Here is a 15,412-nt window from a genome sequence, read left to right on the forward strand (position 1 = left end):
ATGGCTAAGACTATAGAGGCCGTTCTGAAAAAGCTTGATCGGCCACCTGCCGGTCATAACTTTGCCCGCTCCAATTTTCAGTCTCTGACAAGAACTACCAGCGCCTTGGTCAATTTGGCATTGGGATTTCCAACTGTGAGCTATCGATGGGCAATCGATGTAATTCAAGCACAGTTAGGCGATCGCCTATCCGACATAGAGGCAAAGAAACTACTCGCCGTAAATTGCCCGCGAAGCCAATTGGATGATAACCTCGAACTTCTTGTGGCCTTTCAGGCTTACAATGCGGTCCGCAAATTTGACGGACTACGCGTTTTTCCAGAGTTTTGCGGAAGCTATATGGCGGGCCCAGATGTTGCTGTCCCTATCCGCCCAACTGCTCTCTTGAGAGAAGGAGGGATTATCAAGCCATTGTTTGTCATTGGCTGGGCTACGAAGGGGCTCGGCTGGTATCAACGGCGGCTTCTATCTTCGATGTATGAGGATGCCATATACTCTCTGACCGATCTTCGGGCATCACAGGGTGAGGTTCTGATATTTCCCAAAAACGGATATGGCCAGCGAACGGTCGATAGATGGACCCGGGGGGATTATCCGGAGCTTTCAAAAGATGAACTGCGAGACCAATCAGAACGTTTTATACTAGCTCGCTCGGCAGCAAGACCCCTCATAGCCGACCGCATTCGCGACAGAGATGAGAAAAAGCGCCGTCAGCAGACAATCCGCCCGACCGTCCCATCCGGTCCGTTTGCCGATCCCAAGCGGTAACGCTTTTATTAAATGCCCGTAATCTCGCTCTTCTTCGGCATCGTGATCCGGATGTATTTCGACGATCATCCGCCACCGCATTTCCACGCCAGCTATCAGGGCTTCGAGGCGTTCGTGCGGATCATCGACGGCAAGATCATCCGCGGGAGCCTGCCCCGCAAGGCGGAACGGATCGTACAACAATGGGCTCTCGACCACACACCCGAACTCATGGCAAACTGGCAGCGCGGCGTCGACCTGTTGCCGCTGGAGATGATCGCCGGTGCAGACCTCGATGATTAAACTCGTCCGCCTGACCGTCACGGGTGATGACACCCTCGAATTGACGTTCTCGGACGGGGCAGAAGCGCACTGGTCGGCGGCTAGCCTGATCGCGCGTGATACCGTGATGACGCGACCACTGAGCGATCCGGCTTATTTCGCACGTGCATTTCTCGAAGGTGGCGCACTCGCGTGGCCAAACGGTTTCGAGCTTTCGGCAGACGCGTTACACCAGAAGTTGAACAGCGGCGGCGAACTGATCCGCCACGCGGCTTGACGCAACACTCCCACAGCGTTGGTCAAGCGCTACCCCACCCACACCAGGGCGAGCGCTTGCCGCCGCCATAACGACGCGCGAGTCCGTGGCGGACCAGTACCGCGCCCAGCGACACCCCGCCCCTCTCGACGATCCGCAGTTTGCGGCCGTAGCGGTCGACGTCGCGCTTGATCGGGGTCAGCGTGAAGGGGCCGGCGTTGAGCAGCGCCTGCATCTTCAGCGTCGCCGCCTGCCCCAGGCGCGCTTCGCGGGCGCAGCGCGGCGGGTGGGTCTCCGGCGTGTCGATGTCGGCGATGCGGATCTTGGTGCCCGCCATCCAGAACGTGTCGCCGTCGACCATGCAGTCGATCCGCTTGGCGTGCCCGCAGATCGTGAAGCGCGCGGAGACCGCCTTGCCCCCCGACAGCGCGGACGCCGCCGCCGCCACGGTCGTCGCCGCACTGGCGACCCCCGCCGCGGTCGCCAGCGCGCCGGTGGCAGTGGTGGCGGCACCGGTCGTGGTCGCCGCTCCGGCAGCCGCGGCCGACGCCTCCGCCTTGGCCGCATCTGCGCCCCAACCCCAGCCCCCCGGCACGCGCAGATGCCCGGCAGGCCAGGCGATGCCGAACCCGGTCGGCCATTCGATCTTCAATCCGGGCGGCACCAGCGCCGACCAGTCGATCTGGCGGATCACCGGCATCATCAGCCCGAGCAGCACGCCGTAGAACACCAGGCGGAGTTGCAGCAGGACTCCCGGCGCAGCGCCACGGCTCGACCCGCCGCGACGCGTGGCACCGGCACGGTCGCCACTTAGCAACCGCATGAAATCAAAGACATACTCCATCGTCCCCCGCGCGTACGCGCGCGCGCGAGGAAGTCACCTGTACGAAGAGTCGACTTGCGCCGAGCGGAGTCAGAAACGAGGCGAACGCATCGTGAACATCGCGCACGCGACGTCCGCGACGAAAATCGGCGGCGGCAATCTCCGCACCGTGTGAAACGCACGGGATTCCGCGGTCCTACGCTAACCCGACAGACCCGGTTCGGCGCATGTCGGAGCGTATCCAATCCGGCGCCAATACGCGTACGCCTGCGATCAGCGTGCGAGCGTCTACACTTGCCACAGTTCGCACACCGACACCCAAGGGGGCCAGACACACGAAGGGCGGGAAATGGCCCTAGCCACTCCCCGCCCCCGTTACGCGTCCAGCTTGTACCTCTTGCGAGGCAAAGGCTTAGAAGTGCGTGATGATACCGAGCATCGGACGGAAGCTCTGCGCGTCGCCGAAGGTGTTGACCTCGGCGCGGATGCGGAAGCCTGCGTTGCCGGTGATGCCCTTCAGGCCAATGCTCTGCGGACCGACTTCTGCGCCGATGCCGTAGGTGATCGCGCTGTAGTCACGACCGGTGTCGCCACCGTTGGTCGAACGTGCCGAGAAATGGTCGAAGTTGACCCACTGGTAGCCGACCTTGCCGTAGATCAGGCCGCTGTCGCCAGCGCGGAAGCCGAAGCGGCCTGCTGCGCCGTATTCCCAATCGATGTTGCCATCGATGCCCTTGATCACGTTACCTTCTGCGCCGACGAAGACCGGGCCGAGCGGCACGTTCACGCCGAGCACGCCCTGGACCAGCGAGCCCGAAGGCTTGTAGCCGCGACGGAGCGAGTTGTCGGCGTTCAGCGCCTGCGGGATGCCGTGGCCGCGCTCGTTATCGAACTGCTCCCAACCGCCCATGACGCCGAAGTACGGCTCGATGCCGAATGCCTTCGAGCCGTCCGGAGCTGCTGCCTCGCCGGGCTGCGCGCTGTTGTCGACGGGTGCCGGTGCCGACATGTCCTGCGCGAAGGCGGGAACTGCGACCGTTACGGCGGCGAGGGCGATTGCCAGGGAAAGCTTACGCATGCGTGTGACCTTATCTCGAGTGTTGCGTGGATCGCCGACTGCACGGTGCGTCGGTTCGGTCCAGGCAAGTCGAAACAGGCCGGCGGGCACATGGTTGCACAAAAAACGTCACATTCACGGAACTGCCGGGGAACTGTTCGCCTGTGTTGCGTTACAGCAACGGTTCCTGTCAGTTACATGAACGAACGATGGCTTCGGCGCGGCGAACTAGCCCGGAATACAGCGGAAAAGCGGCAAAAAGCAGCGGATGCCGGCATTAACGCTATCTGTTTATCAGCGGGTGACGATCGATGTGCAATGCAGCATCGATGGGATTTTCACGTCTGTTCCGCAGCCGCTGGGCGGCGCTGTTCTGGTCCGCCGGTATCGTGTGGACGGCCTATGACGTGGCCAGCGACGCGCCGGAACCAGCCGCCGGAAATGCGGTTTCGAGCAATGTCGTGGAGGGACAGACCGATGCGACCGGCGCTGCGTTCGACGCGCGCGACCTAGCGATCCTCGCCAACGCCACCGGTTAGTGACGACGCGCCGATCGTTGGCGCGTCGCGGGTCGTTCAGGGTTTCGTGGGTTAGGGTTTCAGCGCGACGTCGTCGGCATCCTTGAGGTCCTCGTCGTCGTCGATGCTGCCATCGTCGAGTTCGTCCTGGACGTCGTCCTCGTCCATGTCGTCTTCGTCCATCGTGACCGAGGCATCGCTCTCGCCGACCTCTTCGGAGTCCATCTTGGTCTCGTCGATCGACTCGTCGTCGATGTCGTCCTCGCCCAGGTCCGGATCGAGATCGGTCAGGATGACGCCATCGGTCGGGCCACTGCGCGTCGCCTCGAGAATCTCGGCGCGCTGGCTCTCGTCATAGCCCTCTTCGTCATAGCCGTCGTCGCCCGAACCGGCACTCGGCACCTGATGTCCGCCCATGGTCACACTCCCTCGTTCCATGACGCCCGCACGCTGCGGGCCTACCGGATGCGAACGGTGGACGTGCGCGGTGGTTCCTTCAAGCGCGGACCGGCGCCGTCGACGCCGGCCGGAACAAGCGCCCCCGCTCGGTGATCAGGATGGCGAGCAGCGCGGCGAGACCTGCGACCAGGAACCCCGCGACCAGCGGCACCGTCGTGCCATTGAACGCCTGCCCGATCAGCGCACCGATCACCGCGCCGATCGTCACGCTCAGGAATCCCTGCACGCTCGACGCGGTGCCCGCGATCCGCCCCATATTCTCCATCGCCATCGCCGAGAAGTTCGACGTCGCCAGCCCGAAACAGCCGAGCGTCAGCGCCTGGAAGATCGCGAAACTAACCAACGCCTCGAACCCGATCTCGATCGCGAACAGGTGGACCAGCGACACCAGGATCAGCACCGACAGCGCGCCGTGGCTGATCAACCGCGTCCCCAGTCGCATCACGATCCGCGAGTTGAGCAGGTTGCACGCCGCCATCGTCACCGACGTCGTCGCGAAGATCAGCGCGAGCAAAGTCGGCTTGTGGAACACGTCCGCCATGATCTGCTGGATCGAATTGAGATACCCGTACAGCGCGCCCATCAACGCGGTCGACGCGAGCGTATAGCCAAGCGAATTACGATCGGCGACCGTCTGCCGCCAGTCGCTCAGGATGCGGCGGGGGGTAATCGGCAGGACGTTCTCGGGCGCCAGCGTCTCGGGCATCCGCAGATAGAACCACACCAGCACACCCAGCGTCAGCACCGCCACGGTCCAGAAGATCGCGCGCCAGTCGCCGAACTGGAGCACCGTCCAGCCGAACGTCGGCGCGAGAATGGGGACGATCATGAACACCATGAACGCGATCGACATCACCCGTGCCATCGCCCGCCCGTGATAGCAGTCACGGACCAGCGCGATCGTCGCGACCCGCGCGGCGGCAATCACCGCACCGCCGAATGCGCGTGCGGCCAGCAACAGCGTGAAACTCCCCGCGGTCGCGCAGGCGACGTTGGCAATGATGTACAGGACGAGCGACCAGAGCAGCACGGTTCGCCGCCCGAACCGATCCGCGAGCGGCCCGTGGACGAGCTGCGCGACGCCGAAGCCGATCACGAACGCGGTGACGACGAACTGCCGGCCGTTCTCGGTCGCGACGCCGAGCGAGTCGCCGATCGCCGGCAGCGCGGGCAGCATCGAGTCGATGCCGAGCGCGGTCAGCGACATCAGCGAGGCGACGAGCGCGACGAACTCGACGAAACCGATCGGCGCGCCGCGCATCGCTGGCGCGTCGGATTGGGGATCCTGGGTCTGCATGATGCCTGCGCCTTTACCCGCTCGGCCGGTCTTGCGAAACCCGCTAACCGGCGCGGTTCGGAGATGATTGCGCGATACGTCGATGCCTCCTATCTGTATTACCATACCAATACACATTGGAGAAAGCCATGATCCGCCCGCTCCTGCTCGCCACCGTCAGCCTTGCCGGCGCGCTCGCACTGTCCGCCTGCGATCGCTCGAACGAAGGTGCGTCGGTCTCGATCAACGCCGATGGCGGCAACGTCCTCGGCGCGATCAATGGCGAGACCGGCGAGATGAAGATCGACGTCCCCGGCTTCCAGGGCTCGGTGAAGCTGCCCAAGATCAAGATCGACACCGGCAATTTCGATCTCAACGGCGTGCGGCTATATCCAGGTTCGTCGATCAAGACGCTCAACATCGTCGGCGACGACAAGACCGGCGGCTTGCGAGTGGCGTTCGCCAGCCCCGCCACCCCGACGATCGTCCGCGACTGGTTCGCCGAGCGGCTCGGCAAGGTCGGGTACCAAGTGCATCCCGAGGGCGCGAACCTGATCGGGACGACCGACGAAAACAAACCCTTCCGCCTCGAACTCGCCCCCGACGGCAAGGACAAGGCGACCGGCACGATCGTCATCAGCGGCTGAGGCTCCAATCCTCCCCCGCCAGGGGGAGGATCGTTCAAAATGTAAACGCAGCCTAACCCAGGCATTTGGCACCGCCTGCTCGATCCCCTATATCGGGCGTCCCCCAAACCGGACACGCACCCCATGCTCGATACGCCCGCCGCCCAGGTCCCGACGCTCAGCCTCGCCACGCAGGACACCGACCCCGATGGTTTCGCCGCCGCGTTCGGCGAATCGTTCGAGCGCTACGGGTTCGCGATCGTCGCCGATCACGGCATCCCCGCCGACCTGATCGAGCGCGCCTGGGCCGAGACGAAACTCCTGTTCGATCTCCCCGAGGACGAGAAGCGCGGCTATCACATCCCCGGCGGCGGCGGCGCGCGCGGCTACACGCCGTTCAAGACCGAGATCGCCAAGGACGCCAAGGTCGTCGACCTCAAGGAATTCTGGCACGTCGGTCGCGAACTGCCCGAGGGTCATCGTTACGGGGACACGATGGCGCCGAACGTCTGGCCGACGCGCCCCGAGGGTTTCAAGCCGGTCTTCCTCGAACTCTTCGCCACATTCGACCGCGCCGGCGACAAGCTCCTGTCCGCGATCGCGCGTCACCTGAAGCTCAAGCCTGACTGGTTCGACCCGGCGGTAAAGGACGGCAACAGCATACTTCGTTTGCTGCATTACCCGCCGATCCCCGCCGATGCGGAGGGCGTGCGCGCCGGGGCGCATGAGGACATCAACCTGATCACGCTGCTGCTCGGTGCCGAGGAGGCCGGCCTCGAATTGCTCGACCGCGCCAACGGCCGCTGGCTGTCGATCAAGCCGCCCGAGGGCGCGATGGTCGTCAACGTCGGCGACATGCTTCAGCGCCTGACCAACAACGTGCTGCCCTCGACCACGCACCGCGTCGTCAACCCGCCACCCGAGCGCCGCGGCCACTCGCGCTATTCGATGCCGTTCTTCCTGCACCCCGCGCCCGACTTCATGATCGAGACGCTGCCGGGCACGATCACGCCGGACAACGCGAACCGGTATCCGAACCCGATCACGGCGCATGATTACCTGTACGAGCGACTTGTCGAGATCGGCCTGATCAAGAAGTAGAGGCAGCATGTTTCCCCGCGAAGGCGGAGATCCAGACTGGGCTCCCGCCTTCGCGGGAGAACAAATTGGGAGAAGGTGGGTGGGGTTACGAAGCGCAGCGCGCCGTTACGACCACCTTTCCAAGTGGGCCCCGGCCTCCGCCGGGGTGGAGCCTACCCTTATCGGTTAAGGCGAAGCAAAACACCCAACCGCTTTTCTCCCCACCTGATACCCAACAACCACGCATCGCCCATTGGTGCGCGCCCCCGCATCCGCTAGACCGCGCGCGATGCCCCATCTCTATCTCGTCGACGGCTCCGGCTATATCTTCCGCGCCTATCACCGGCTGCCGCCGCTCACCAACAAGCATGGCGAGCCGGTCGGTGCGGTGTACGGCTACACGACGATGCTGTGGAAGCTAGCGGACGAGGTTCACGCCGCCGACGGCCCGACCCACATGGCGGTCATCCTCGACAAGTCGTCGAAGACCTTCCGCAACGATCTCTACGACAAGTACAAGGCGCAGCGTCCGCCCCCGCCCGAGGATCTTGTCCCCCAATTCCCGATGATCCGCGACGCCACGCGCGCGTTCAGTCTCCCGTGCATCGAGACCGAAGGCCTAGAAGCCGACGACATCATCGCCTGCTATTCGAAGGCAGCACTCGCCCAAGGCTGGGAAGTCACGATCGTCTCGTCCGACAAGGACCTGATGCAGCTGATCGAGCCCGGTCTCGACATGTACGACACGATGAACAACCGCCGGCTCGGCGCGGAGCATGTCGCGGAGAAATTCCACGGCGTTTCGCCGGCGCAGCTCGGCGACGTGCTCGCGCTGATGGGCGACAGTGTCGACAACGTCCCCGGCGTCCCCGGCGTCGGCCCCAAGACCGCGGCCAAGCTGATCCTCGAACACGGCGATCTCGAATCCGTCCTCGCCGCCGCCGACGGCATGAAAAAGGGCAAGCTCCGAGACAATCTGATCGAGCATGCCGAGATGGCGCGTCTGTCGAAGGTGCTCGTCACGCTCAAATGCGACGTTGCGCTGCCCGAACCACTCGAAGACCTCGAACTGAAGGGCATTCCCGACGCCCCCCTGCGCGCGTTCCTGGAACATCACGGCTTCAAGTCGCTGCTCGCTAAGCTGTCCGCCGTCGCCGACGCGCCAGTCGCCGAATCGACCGTCGTCGCGGACATGGACGAGGACGAGCCCTGCAAGCACGACGACTATGAAACCGTCGTCGACGAAGCCGCACTCGATCGCTGGATCACCGTGGCGAAACACCAGGGCTGGATCGCGATCGACACCGAGACCACCGGGATCGACGCGACACGCGCCGATCTCGTCGGCGTGAGCATGGCGTTGCATCCGAACCTCGCCTGCTACGTACCTATCGCGCATGGCGGCACCGATTTGCTCGCGGAAAACCCGGTCCAGCTCGACCGCGCGTTCGTGCTAGAGAAACTGAAGCCGTTGCTGGAGGATCCGAGCGTCCTGAAGATCGGCCATAATCTCAAATACGACATGATCGTGCTCGGTCGCGCCTATGCCGCAGCCAGTTCAGGGGGCGGCGGCGTAAACATCACGCCGTTCGACGACACGATCGTGATGAGCTTCGATCTCGACGCCGGACTGCACGGCCACGGCATGGACGAACTCGCCGCCACGCACCTCTCGCACAGCTGCATCGCGTTCAAGGACGTCGTCGGCACTGGCAAGACTCAGCGGACCTTCAACGAAATCGACCTCAAGGCCGCTACGCGCTACGCCGCCGAGGACGCCGACGTGACGCTTCGTCTCTGGCGCCGGTTCAAGCGCCGCCTACCCGCGGAATGCTCGACCCGCGTGTACGAGATGGTCGACCGCCCGCTCGTCCCCGTCATCGCGCAGATGGAGATGCACGGGATCAAGGTCGACGCCGCAAAACTGTCGAAGCTGTCGACCGAGTTCGCCGGCCAGATGGCGAGCCTGGAGACCGAAATCCACGCGCTCGCCGGCGCGCCCTTCACGATCGGCAGCCCCAAGCAACTGGGCGACGTGCTGTTCGAGAAGATGGGCATCAAGGGCGGCCGCAAAGGCAAGTCCGGCGTCTATTCGACCGACGTCAACGAACTCGAGCGGATCGCGGCGGACAAGGATTCGCCCGGCGCGGTGATCGCGCGGAAAGTGCTCGACTGGCGGCAGTTGTCGAAGCTGAAATCGACCTACACCGACGCGTTGCAGGCGCAGATCAACCCGGCGACGGGCCGCGTGCATACGTCCTACTCGCTGACCGGCGCGCAGACCGGCCGCTTGTCGTCGACCGATCCGAACCTCCAGAACATCCCGATCCGCACCGAGATCGGCCGCCAGATCCGCGACGCGTTCGTGGCCGAGCCCGGCAACGTCATCCTCGCCGCCGATTACTCGCAGATCGAGCTGCGGCTGGCCGCGCACATGGCCAACGTCCCCGCGCTGAAGGCCGCGTTCGCGAACGGCGACGACATCCACAGCCTCACCGCGCAGGAACTGTTCGGCGAGGTCAACCGCGACACCCGCGGCCGCGCGAAGACGATCAACTTCGCGATCCTCTACGGCATCTCGCGCTGGGGTCTCGCCGGCCGCCTCGACGTGTCGGCGGACGAGGCCCAGGCGATGATCGACCGCTATTTCGACCGCTTCCCCGGCATCTCGAATTACATCGTCGAGACCACGGAAAGCGTGCGCGCGAGCGGCTTCACCACCACGCTGTTCGGGCGCAAAACGCACTTCCCGCGCATCCGCTCGAAGATCCAGCACGAACGCCAGGGCGCCGAACGCGCCGCAATCAACGCGCCGATCCAGGGCACCAGCGCGGACATCATCAAGCGCGCGATGGTGCGGATGGGGCCGGCGCTGCTCGAAGCGGGTCTGCCCAATGTCCGGATGCTCCTTCAGGTCCACGACGAACTCGTGTTCGAACTGCCGGAAGGTGACGTGGAAGCGGCCAAGCCCGTGATCGAGCAGGTCATGGCCAATGCGGCACTCCCCGCGGTCACCCTCGACGTGCCGCTGGGCATCGAGATCGGCACCGGCCTTAGCTGGGGAGCGGCACATTGAACGCGCAGGGCGGCAGCCGGCGACGTCCGGCTGACTCGCACCAGCGCGGCCGGCGGAGCGTTCGCTCCGACCGACGACGCGGCTTTGCCGCGGCGCGCCCCACGAACGGCGCCGCATCGTGACCGAGGCCACGCAGGATATCGACACGCTCGCCAAGGGCGGGCGGACCAACATCGCCGGCTTCGTCCTCCGCCTCGCCGCGCGGATCCCGTTCCTGTTCATCGCCGGCCGCATTTACGGCCCTGACCTCGTCGGCCGGTTCGCGATCGCCGTCGTCGTGGTCGAACTCGCCGCGCTCCTCGCTACGCTCGGCCTCAAGCGCGGGCTCGCCCAAGCGCTCAGCAGCGCAGACCGCCCCCATGGCTGCGTCGTGTGGGACGCGATGGCGGTCGCGTTCGTCGCGTCGCTCGTCGCCAGCGCCGTGCTCTGTACGTTCCCGCAGATCATGTATCCGAACAGCGCGATCACCGGGCTCGACCGGTTCCTGCCGCTGATCATCGTCGCGATCGCCTGGTCCGACGTCAGTCTCGCCGCGCTCGCCTATCGCCTTAACGTCAAGGCTGCCGTCACCGCCCGTGCGGTGGTGGAGCCGTGGACGATCTCGATCGCCGCCTGGGCGTTCTCCTACTTCACGATCCGCGACGGCCTAGTCCTCAGCTACGTCGCATCGATGACCGCGGCGCTGATCGCCAGCCTCGTGCCGTTCCTGCGCAGCTATGGCATCCCCCGCGGCTGGTCGCCGCACCTGCGCCCGCTCTACGCGCTCGCCCGCGCCAACGTACCGCTCGCCGGTGCGGACATCCTCGAATGGGGCAGCCGCAACGTCGACCGCTTCATCCTCGGCGTGATGTTCGAGCCCAAGGTCGTCGGCATCTATTACATGGCGCAACAGGTCGCGAGCTTGCCGCAGAAGCTCAAGACCAGCTTCGACCCGATCCTCGGCCCCGTCATCACGCACAGCCTCGCGATCAACGACCGCGCCGCGATCGCCAACCAGGTGCGACAAGTCGCGTTCTGGATCATGGCCGCGCAAGGGGGACTCGCGCTGATGGGCTCGATCCCCGGCGAGGCGGTGATGGGCGTAGTCGGCCCGCAGTTCGTCGCCGGCACTGCCGCGCTCGCCTTCCTGCTGACGGCGGAAGTGCTCGCCTCGACCGGCGCCGTCAGCGAATCCGCGCTCGTCTACATCGCCCGCCACCGAAATCTGATGATCTCCGCGGCGATGCTCGCGTTCCAGGTCGCGCTCAGCTTCGCGCTGATCTTCACGATCCGGGCGCTAGGCTATCCGGTCAACTATCAGGCGGCCGGCCCGGCGATCGCGCTCATGCTCTCGGTCGGCCTCACGTCGATCATCAAGTCGAAGCTGCTCGGCCACCTGCTCGGCGCCAACGTGTCGCCGTGGCGCTGGCCGCTGGTCTGGGCCGCGCTCGCCGCGATCGTCGTCGGAGCTGGGTTCACCGCGCTGCCCAAGCGCTACGAATGGGTCGAACTGGCGATAGGCGAGCCGGCAATCGCGGCCACCTATCTCTATATCCTGTGGAAATACGCTTTCGGCCCCGCCGATCGCGCACTGTTCGCCAAAAAGCCCAAGGCTGACGAAGCCGCCTTGCCCAACGCGGGCTCGCCGGTCGCCTAAAGCATCCCGTACAACAGCGTACCGTTGAGCCCGATGATCACCGCGGCGATCACCCAGGCGAGAATCTTCAGCCAGGCGGGACTGACCAGATCGCCCATGATCGTGCGATCGCCGGTGAACTTGACGAGCGGCACTACTGCGAACGGGAGTTGTAGGCTGAGCACGACCTGGCTGAGCACCAACAGCTTCGTCGCGCCAGCATCGCCCGATGCACCGACCACGAACACTGCCGGGATGATCGCGAGGGCCCGCGTCACCAGCCGCCGCGCCCAGACCGGCATGCGCAGGTTGAGAAAGCCCTCCATCACGATCTGGCCGGCAAGCGTGCCCGTCACCGTCGAGTTTTGTCCCGACGCCAGCAGCGCGACCGCGAACAACACGCTCGCCGCGCCCATGCCGAGCATCGGCGCCAGCAGTTCATACGCCTGGTCGATCTCGGCGACGTCGGTGCGGCCAGCGACGTGGAAGGTCGCCGCCGCGAGGATCAGGATCGCCGCGTTGATGAAGAAGGCGAGGCCGAGCGCGACGGTGCCGTCGATCGTCGCCATCGTGATCGCGTCGCGCTTGCCCGCGGTGTCCTTGGCGAAGGCGCGGGTCTGGACGATCGACGAATGGAGATACAGATTGTGCGGCATCACGGTCGCGCCGAGGATGCCGATCGCGATGTAGAGCATCGCGGGGTTGGTGACGATCTGCGTCGTCGGGACGAGACCTCCCAGCACGCCCGCCCATTCGGGCCGCGCGAGGAACAACTCGAAGACGAAGCAGCCGGCGATGATCACGAGCAACGCGACGACGAACGCCTCGAGCTTGCGGAACCCGAAGCGTTGCAGCGCGAGGATCAGGAATACGTCGAGCGCGGTGAGGACGACGCCGTAGACGAGCGGCAGGCCGAACAGTAGCTTTAACGCGATCGCCGTGCCGAGCACTTCGGCGAGGTCGCAGGCGATGATCGCGATCTCGCAGAGGAACCACAGCGCGACCGAAACCGGCTTGGAATAATGCGCGCGGCAGGCCTGGGCGAGGTCGAGGCCGGCGACGATGCCGAGGCGTGCCGACAGGGCCTGCAGCACCATCGCCATCAGGTTCGACAGCAGCACGACCGACAGCAACGTGTAGCCGAACGCGGAGCCGCCGGCGATGTCGGTCGCCCAGTTGCCGGGGTCCATATAGCCGACCGCGACGAGATACCCCGGCCCCACGAACGCGAACAGCCGCCGCCAGAACGACGCGCCTTCGGGGACGACGACGGTGCGGTGGCTCTCGGCGAGCGAATTGGCGAAGGCTGAGGTCGGTGCTGGCATCGCCGGTCGCTTTGCCGGAAGGGCGCTTGGGGAACAAGCGCGTCGTCAGGACATGTGTCACCGACAGCGACGTCGGGTCAGCCTGCCAGCAGCTTTGCCGCGACGTCCTCCATGCTCCCCACCACCAGCAGCGAGTCGCCGCCGACGAGTCCGACTTTAGTCTGCCCGTTCTCGTCCTTGCGCAGATAGGCGACGTTCGCCGCCACGACGTAGTAGTTGCCGCCATGCGACTTCAGTTCGATGAATTTCATGATCGCGACTCCTGATTTCCGCCGCAATACGGCCGAGGCTACAGTATCGAGTTAACGCGGTACGAGGGAGCGCGTCCGCAGTTGTAGACCGTCGCCGCCTCAAATGACCTTCATGTCCGCCTGATAATGATGCCACGCGAAGATCGCTGCCGCACCGCGATGCGGGCGCCAGGCCTCCGCCACCTCTCGCGTCAGTTTCTCGCTCGGGCGGGTTTCGTGGCCGAGAATGCGCCCGACCTCGATCTGGATCGCTAGGTCGCCCGCCGGCCAGATGTCCGTCCGCCCTTCCGCGAACAGCAGGTAGATTTCCGCCGACCAGCGGCCGATGCCCTTCACGCGGACCAAAGCGGCGATCGCCTCCTCGTCGTCCTGGGGCAGGTTGGTGAGGTCCAGCCGCCCGCTCGTCACCTCGTCGGCGAGGCTGCGGGCATAGCCGAGCTTCTGGCGGGAGAGGCCCGCGCTCTTCAGCAACTCGTCGCTGGCGGCGGCGATCTTCGCCGGATCACCCGCGCCACCGACCACCGCGTCGAGCTTGTTCCACACCGCCGCGGCCGAGGCGACGCTTACCTGCTGCCCGACGATCGTCCGCAACAACGTCGCAAAGCCGCGCTCGCTGATCCGCGGCGCGGGGTGGCCGGCATTGCCGACCGCGACCGCAAAAGCCGGCTCGATTTCGCACAACGCCGCCATCGCGGTTTCAAGTTGCTCTGCGCTCAGGCCCATGATGCTTGATCCCTGGCTCGCGCAACGGCATGAACGCACGAAGATTTTTCGGAGAATGACATGCCCAAGCTTATCGTCGTGACGCGCGAAGGGGAAGAACGCGAGATCATCGGCGAGGCGGGCCTTTCGGTGATGGAAGTCATTCGCGACGCCGGGATCGACGAGATCCTGGCGCTGTGCGGCGGCTGCTGCTCGTGCGCCACCTGCCACGTCCATGTCGACCCGGACTTTGCGGCCAAACTGAAGCCGATGGGGCCGGACGAGGACGACCTGCTCGATTCGACGAGTGATCGTGACGAGTTTTCGCGCCTGTCGTGCCAGATCGAGCTGACCGAAGGACTCGATGGCCTGAAGGTAAAGATTGCAACAGAGGACTAATCCCTCGTCCCTCCGGGGAGAGGGAGGGAGGCGCGCTTGCGCCGGAAGGGAGAGGGGCTGTTGGGAGTCAAGTCCCGAGCCTAACGCCCCTCTCCCTTCCCGCCGCAAGCGCGGCGGGCCCCTTCCCTCTCCCCGTAGGGCGAGGGAGTTTGGGTCACCGCGTGGTGATGGCATACAACGCGATCGCCGCGGCGTTCGACACGTTGAGGCTCTCCACCTTCTCCGAGATCGGCAGTTTTGCCAGCTCGTCGCAATGCTGCTCGGTATTCTGGCGCATGCCCTCGCCCTCGGCGCCGAGCACGATCGCGATGCGCTGCGTCCCCATCGCTTCCGACAGCGTCTGCGTCGCGTGGCCCGTCAGCCCGATCCGCCAGAACCCCGCCGCCGCGATCTCTTCCAGCGCGCGAGCGAGGTTCACCACCCGGATCCACGGCACGCTCTCAAGCGCACCCGAAGCAGCCCGCGCGATCGTCCCCGATTCCGGCGGCGCATTGCGATCCGGCGTAATGATCCCCAGTGCATCGAACGCCGCCGCCGAGCGCAGGATCGCGCCGACGTTGTGCGGATCGGTCACGCCGTCCAGGATCACCAGCGGGCGATTGTCGTCCTTGCCGTGCTCGAGCAGGTCGGCCAGCCACATGTCCTCGAGCGGCTCGACCTCGATCACCACGCCCTGGTGCGGCGCATCGCCCGGCACCAGCCGCGCCAGATCCATCGCCTCGGCATAGGTCACCGGCACGTCGGCCGGCAGGTCGAACCCGGCCAGCGCCTCGCGCGTGCCGAGGATCTTGCGCACCGTGCGCTCCGGATTGGCGAGCGCCGCGCCCACCGCGTGCTTGCCCCAGAAGCGGGGGCGGCCTGCCGGTGCCTTGCTCGGCCTGTGTCCCTTGCGTGCCATATTCGCTCTCTATCGTGTCTGT

At 65.2% G+C, this 15,412-nt stretch carries 17 protein-coding genes; 9 read left to right on the forward strand and 8 right to left on the reverse strand.

Features of this window, described 5'->3' with window-relative positions; translation table 11 throughout:
- The 3 genes from C8J40_RS02040 to C8J40_RS02050 are packed head-to-tail and all read left to right on the forward strand — an operon-like array spanning position 1 to position 1,306.
- Positions 1-768 (forward strand): hypothetical protein, encoded by a 768-nt coding sequence (locus C8J40_RS02040; protein WP_132895563.1) that lies wholly within the window; start codon positions 1-3, stop codon positions 766-768.
- Between the two features lie 12 nt (positions 769-780).
- Positions 781-1,050 carry a DUF4160 domain-containing protein gene (locus C8J40_RS02045; protein ID WP_132895564.1) on the forward strand — a complete coding sequence of 90 codons (270 nt, stop codon included), beginning with the start codon at positions 781-783 and terminating at the stop codon, positions 1,048-1,050.
- Positions 1,031-1,306: a DUF2442 domain-containing protein gene (locus C8J40_RS02050; protein ID WP_207901123.1), complete on the forward strand. Its 276-nt coding sequence runs from the start codon at positions 1,031-1,033 to the stop codon at positions 1,304-1,306. The genes C8J40_RS02045 and C8J40_RS02050 overlap by 20 nt, the downstream gene beginning before the upstream one ends.
- Positions 1,307-1,328: 22 nt before the next feature.
- Here the strand turns inward: C8J40_RS02050 and C8J40_RS20660 are convergent, their stop codons facing one another.
- Both C8J40_RS20660 and C8J40_RS02060 read right to left on the reverse strand, forming a co-directional pair.
- On the reverse strand, positions 1,329-2,108 hold the full coding sequence (locus C8J40_RS20660) for a thermonuclease family protein (protein WP_243693164.1): 780 nt from the start codon (positions 2,106-2,108) through the stop codon (positions 1,329-1,331).
- A gap of 412 nt (positions 2,109-2,520) precedes the next feature.
- Entirely contained in the window at positions 2,521-3,186 is a 666-nt protein-coding gene (locus C8J40_RS02060; RefSeq protein WP_132895565.1) for an opacity protein, read from the reverse strand.
- 308 nt (positions 3,187-3,494) lie between these two features.
- Here C8J40_RS02060 and C8J40_RS02065 point away from each other — a divergent pair, with 308 nt between their 5' ends.
- The gene (locus C8J40_RS02065; RefSeq protein ID WP_132895566.1) at positions 3,495-3,704 is read left to right on the forward strand and encodes a hypothetical protein; all 210 of its coding nucleotides are present in this window, start codon (positions 3,495-3,497) and stop codon (positions 3,702-3,704) included.
- A gap of 51 nt (positions 3,705-3,755) precedes the next feature.
- Here the strand turns inward: C8J40_RS02065 and C8J40_RS02070 are convergent, their stop codons facing one another.
- Both C8J40_RS02070 and C8J40_RS02075 read right to left on the reverse strand, forming a co-directional pair.
- Positions 3,756-4,100, reverse strand: coding sequence for a DNA primase (locus C8J40_RS02070; protein ID WP_132736360.1), 345 nt, complete (start codon positions 4,098-4,100; stop codon positions 3,756-3,758).
- A gap of 79 nt (positions 4,101-4,179) precedes the next feature.
- Positions 4,180-5,439 carry a multidrug effflux MFS transporter gene (locus C8J40_RS02075; protein ID WP_132895567.1) on the reverse strand — a complete coding sequence of 420 codons (1,260 nt, stop codon included), beginning with the start codon at positions 5,437-5,439 and terminating at the stop codon, positions 4,180-4,182.
- Positions 5,440-5,567: 128 nt separating this feature from the next.
- Between C8J40_RS02075 and C8J40_RS02080 the strand changes: the two genes are divergently transcribed.
- From C8J40_RS02080 to C8J40_RS02095, 4 genes are all read left to right on the forward strand, one after another.
- Positions 5,568-6,065 carry a hypothetical protein gene (locus tag C8J40_RS02080; protein ID WP_132895568.1) on the forward strand — a complete coding sequence of 166 codons (498 nt, stop codon included), beginning with the start codon at positions 5,568-5,570 and terminating at the stop codon, positions 6,063-6,065.
- Positions 6,066-6,188: 123 nt separating this feature from the next.
- The gene (locus C8J40_RS02085) at positions 6,189-7,145 is read left to right on the forward strand and encodes a 2-oxoglutarate and iron-dependent oxygenase domain-containing protein (protein WP_132895569.1); all 957 of its coding nucleotides are present in this window, start codon (positions 6,189-6,191) and stop codon (positions 7,143-7,145) included.
- A gap of 268 nt (positions 7,146-7,413) precedes the next feature.
- Positions 7,414-10,200 carry a DNA polymerase I gene (gene polA / locus C8J40_RS02090; RefSeq protein ID WP_132895570.1) on the forward strand — a complete coding sequence of 929 codons (2,787 nt, stop codon included), beginning with the start codon at positions 7,414-7,416 and terminating at the stop codon, positions 10,198-10,200.
- A gap of 118 nt (positions 10,201-10,318) precedes the next feature.
- Positions 10,319-11,836: an oligosaccharide flippase family protein gene (locus tag C8J40_RS02095; RefSeq protein ID WP_132895571.1), complete on the forward strand. Its 1,518-nt coding sequence runs from the start codon at positions 10,319-10,321 to the stop codon at positions 11,834-11,836.
- Here the strand turns inward: C8J40_RS02095 and C8J40_RS02100 are convergent.
- The 3 genes from C8J40_RS02100 to C8J40_RS02105 form a co-directional block, all read right to left on the reverse strand.
- Positions 11,833-13,140: an Nramp family divalent metal transporter gene (locus tag C8J40_RS02100; RefSeq protein WP_132895572.1), complete on the reverse strand. Its 1,308-nt coding sequence runs from the start codon at positions 13,138-13,140 to the stop codon at positions 11,833-11,835. The two genes, C8J40_RS02095 and C8J40_RS02100, sit on opposite strands and share 4 nt — an antisense overlap.
- Positions 13,141-13,217: 77 nt before the next feature.
- Positions 13,218-13,391, reverse strand: coding sequence for a hypothetical protein (locus tag C8J40_RS20135; RefSeq protein ID WP_165911340.1), 174 nt, complete (start codon positions 13,389-13,391; stop codon positions 13,218-13,220).
- Positions 13,392-13,490: 99 nt separating this feature from the next.
- A complete protein-coding gene (locus C8J40_RS02105) occupies positions 13,491-14,114 on the reverse strand; it encodes a DNA-3-methyladenine glycosylase (protein WP_132895573.1) in 624 nt (207 codons plus the stop codon).
- Positions 14,115-14,174: 60 nt separating this feature from the next.
- Between C8J40_RS02105 and C8J40_RS02110 the strand changes: the two genes are divergently transcribed.
- On the forward strand, positions 14,175-14,492 hold the full coding sequence (locus C8J40_RS02110; RefSeq protein ID WP_132895574.1) for a 2Fe-2S iron-sulfur cluster-binding protein: 318 nt from the start codon (positions 14,175-14,177) through the stop codon (positions 14,490-14,492).
- Positions 14,493-14,646: 154 nt separating this feature from the next.
- Here C8J40_RS02110 and rlmB read toward each other — a convergent pair whose 3' ends face one another.
- Positions 14,647-15,390, reverse strand: coding sequence for a 23S rRNA (guanosine(2251)-2'-O)-methyltransferase RlmB (rlmB, locus tag C8J40_RS02115; RefSeq protein ID WP_056055070.1), 744 nt, complete (start codon positions 15,388-15,390; stop codon positions 14,647-14,649).
- Positions 15,391-15,412: the final 22 nt, after the last annotated feature.

This window comes from Sphingomonas sp. PP-CC-3A-396 (assembly GCF_004343105.1).
Classification (GTDB): Bacteria; Pseudomonadota; Alphaproteobacteria; order Sphingomonadales; family Sphingomonadaceae; genus Sphingomonas.

Bases quoted from the DNA above. Each gene is read 5' to 3' on its own strand.
- C8J40_RS02100 (WP_132895572.1), bottom strand. From the start codon at position 13,140: ATGCCAGCACCGACCTCAGCCTTCGCCAATTCGCTCGCCGAGAGCCAC.
- C8J40_RS02040 (WP_132895563.1), top strand. From the start codon at position 1: ATGGCTAAGACTATAGAGGCCGTTCTGAAAAAGCTTGATCGGCCACCT.
- C8J40_RS02080 (WP_132895568.1), top strand. From the start codon at position 5,568: ATGATCCGCCCGCTCCTGCTCGCCACCGTCAGCCTTGCCGGCGCGCTC.
- C8J40_RS02075 (WP_132895567.1), bottom strand. From the start codon at position 5,439: ATGCAGACCCAGGATCCCCAATCCGACGCGCCAGCGATGCGCGGCGCG.
- C8J40_RS02060 (WP_132895565.1), bottom strand. From the start codon at position 3,186: ATGCGTAAGCTTTCCCTGGCAATCGCCCTCGCCGCCGTAACGGTCGCA.
- C8J40_RS20660 (WP_243693164.1), bottom strand. From the start codon at position 2,108: ATGCGGTTGCTAAGTGGCGACCGTGCCGGTGCCACGCGTCGCGGCGGG.
- rlmB (WP_056055070.1), bottom strand. From the start codon at position 15,390: ATGGCACGCAAGGGACACAGGCCGAGCAAGGCACCGGCAGGCCGCCCC.
- C8J40_RS02110 (WP_132895574.1), top strand. From the start codon at position 14,175: ATGCCCAAGCTTATCGTCGTGACGCGCGAAGGGGAAGAACGCGAGATC.
- C8J40_RS02070 (WP_132736360.1), bottom strand. From the start codon at position 4,100: ATGGGCGGACATCAGGTGCCGAGTGCCGGTTCGGGCGACGACGGCTAT.
- C8J40_RS02085 (WP_132895569.1), top strand. From the start codon at position 6,189: ATGCTCGATACGCCCGCCGCCCAGGTCCCGACGCTCAGCCTCGCCACG.
- polA (WP_132895570.1), top strand. From the start codon at position 7,414: ATGCCCCATCTCTATCTCGTCGACGGCTCCGGCTATATCTTCCGCGCC.
- C8J40_RS02065 (WP_132895566.1), top strand. From the start codon at position 3,495: ATGGGATTTTCACGTCTGTTCCGCAGCCGCTGGGCGGCGCTGTTCTGG.
- C8J40_RS20135 (WP_165911340.1), bottom strand. From the start codon at position 13,391: ATGAAATTCATCGAACTGAAGTCGCATGGCGGCAACTACTACGTCGTG.
- C8J40_RS02045 (WP_132895564.1), top strand. From the start codon at position 781: ATGCCCGTAATCTCGCTCTTCTTCGGCATCGTGATCCGGATGTATTTC.
- C8J40_RS02105 (WP_132895573.1), bottom strand. From the start codon at position 14,114: ATGGGCCTGAGCGCAGAGCAACTTGAAACCGCGATGGCGGCGTTGTGC.